At 71.6% G+C, this 2508-nt stretch carries 4 protein-coding genes; 3 read left to right on the top strand and 1 reads right to left on the bottom strand.

All coding sequences use genetic code 11. The annotated features are described in order from the left end of the window. Window positions 1-754: cbb3-type cytochrome c oxidase subunit I (locus RH94_RS45315; RefSeq protein WP_234426223.1), on the bottom strand; the 754-nt coding region annotated here is incomplete at its 3' end. A 107-nt stretch (window positions 755-861) separates the two neighbouring features. On the opposite strand from RH94_RS45315, the gene RH94_RS33160 reads away from it, so the two are divergent. From RH94_RS33160 to RH94_RS33155, 3 genes are all read left to right on the top strand, one after another. Further along, window positions 862-1239 carry a DUF6479 family protein gene (locus RH94_RS33160; protein ID WP_073952037.1) on the top strand — a complete coding sequence of 126 codons (378 nt, stop codon included), beginning with the start codon at window positions 862-864 and terminating at the stop codon, window positions 1237-1239. Between the two features lie 108 nt (window positions 1240-1347). Continuing rightward, a complete protein-coding gene (locus tag RH94_RS41635; protein WP_199881115.1) occupies window positions 1348-1524 on the top strand; it encodes a hypothetical protein in 177 nt (58 codons plus the stop codon). Between the two features lie 4 nt (window positions 1525-1528). Next, on the top strand, window positions 1529-2026 hold the full coding sequence (locus RH94_RS33155) for a metallophosphoesterase family protein (RefSeq protein WP_073952036.1): 498 nt from the start codon (window positions 1529-1531) through the stop codon (window positions 2024-2026). Window positions 2027-2508: the final 482 nt, after the last annotated feature.

The raw sequence follows: 2508 nt of genomic DNA, 5'->3' as shown, positions 1-2508 counted from the left end.
CCCCGCCGTTCGCCGAGTCGTAGATGTGCGCCCCGAACTTCCGGTCCGCCTCCAGGGCGAGCAGCGCCGCGGTCAGCACCGGGAAGGCGGGCAGTACCAGGATCGAGGTGAACAGCACGTTCCAGGTGAAGATCGGCATCCGGAACATCGTCATCCCCGGCGCGCGCAGGGTCGAGATCGTGGCGATGAAGTTGACCGCGCTGAGCGTCGTCGACACACCCGTCACCACCAGCCCCATCACCCACAGGTCGCCGCCCGCGCCCGGGGAATGGAGAGCGCTGTTCAGCGGTGCGTAGGCGAACCAGCCGAACGCCGCCGGGCCGCCGGGCACCACGACCCCCGAGACGACGATCAGGCCGCCGAACAGGTACATCCAGTACGACAGGGCGTTCAGCCGGGGGAAGGCCAGGTCGGGGGCGCCGATCTGCAGCGGCATCACCGCGTTGGTGAAGCCCGAGAACATGGGCGTGGCGAAGAGCAGCATCATGATCGTGCCGTGGATCGTGAAGAGCTCGTTGTAGGTCTGGTTGTTCATGAACTGCAGACCCGGGCTCGTCAGCTCGGCGCGCATCCCCATCGCCAGCAGACCGCCCAGCAGGAAGAAGCAGAACGCCGTGACGATGTAGAGCTTGCCGATCACCTTGTGATCGGTCGTCGAGACCCACTCCAGCAGCTTCCGGCCGAGCGAGAGCGTGGGGGAGGGGCGGTGCTCGGCGGTGTCGCTCCGCGTGGATGCTGGGGAGGTTTCCGGCATGTCCGTCATCGGCGGCGACGCTACCGCCCTGTCCCGCGGCCGGGCCCGCGCCACGCCCTGACGGGACCGGCAGGCATCCGCCGACCGGGGCAGGGTACCCGCGTCCCATGGACACCACCTGGTACGAAGCGGCCGCCGGGACCTCGGCCTTCGGAATCGTCGCCGTCGTCGTCGGCGGTCTGGTGATCGCCGCCGCCCTGGTGTGGGCCGTCCGGCTCGGCGTCAGGGTCATGCACAGCGAGCACAGTGGGCGGAGGACCTCCCGGGGCGGTGAGCACCCGACGCTGCCCGAGTCCGGGCCGGTCCACGAGACCCATCAGCGGCGCGAGCCGGACGAGGTGCCCCGGGCCGAGGAGACCGGACGGCGCCTGACCCCGCACGAACTCGGCTCCTCCGGCACCAGGCGCAGCGGGGACCAGAGCCGCCCGCGCTGGGAGGAGGGCTCCAGCGGCTCGTTCGGCAGCGGGAGCCCCGGCGGCCGGTGACCCGGGACGCCCGGGCCGGGGGTCCCGGGCGGGTTTGCCCCGGCCGCCTGCGGAAACCCGGCCAGGGCCGCCCCGCAGGAGACGGACGCAGAAGGAAGATGAGGCGTCGTGACCGCGCACACCAGTGAGAAACCCGCTGCCCAGCACCCCGAGACGGGCTGGGCCGAGGCCCGTCGACCGCGGCAGGAGAGCGTGCGCACCTGCCTTCCGGCGGTCGAGGACCGCACCGGCCCGCCCCAGGACCGCACGGGCTCCGAGTGGAACATCGTGCGGGGCGAGGACTGACCGTGTGCGTCTGCTGCTGATGGGCGACACCCATCTGCCCAAGCGCGCCGGGCGGCTGCCCGCGCCCCTGCTCGCCGAGCTCCCGGGCGCAGACGTCGTCTTCCACACGGGCGACTGGGTCGACACCGCCACCCTGGACCTGCTGCTGAGCCGCAGCCGCCGCCTGATCGGGGTGTACGGCAACAACGACGGCCCCGAACTCCGCGCCCGCCTGCCCGAAGTGGCCCGCGCCGACCTCGGCGGACTGCGCTTCGGCGCCGTCCACGAGACCGGCCCCGCCCAGGGCCGCGAGGCCCGCTGCGCCGCCCGCTTCCCCGACCTCGACGTGCTGGTCTTCGGACACAGCCACATTCCCTGGGACACCACCGCGCCCACCGGACTGCGCCTGCTCAACCCGGGCTCTCCGACCGACCGCCGCCGCCAGCCCCACTGCACCTACATGACGGCCGCCGTCACCGGAGGCCGCCTCACCGACGTGGAACTGCACCGGCTGCCGAGGTGACACACAAGAGGGCGGCCCCGTCAGGGGCCGCCCCGGGGTCACTCTTCCCTTTCTCGTTTCCGACTTCTCGGAGAGATCCGGGCCGCTCCGTGCGTGAAAGCGGCCCGGGCGCTGCGAGTGTGCGCTGTCACGGACCTCCTTCCAGCGAGGATGTGCCGCACATGTGCTGCAGAGGCCATGCATGCCTCATCCGTTGAAGGCGCACGTACCCGTCACCCACAGGCCCACACCGATGAATCCGAAAAACCCGAGAAAAAGTGAAATCCGCAGGTCACAGGGGTAACCAGAGGCGATCCTGACGCACCGGTACCACTGGTAACAGGAGACCGGCCCGTCAGGGGCGCCGGAGCCGGCGCACGCCCACGGCCAGCAGCACGACGACAACGGCCGCGCCCGCCACCACGGCGGCACGTTTGGCCACCGGTACGCCGGCGGTGCGCAGCAGGTCGAGCGGCTCGGACTCCGCATGCCGTGCCGCGGGC

Source organism: Streptomyces kebangsaanensis (assembly GCF_001906585.1).
Taxonomy (GTDB): Bacteria; Actinomycetota; Actinomycetes; order Streptomycetales; family Streptomycetaceae; genus Streptomyces; species Streptomyces kebangsaanensis.
This window is presented reverse-complemented; position numbering and strand designations above follow the sequence as displayed.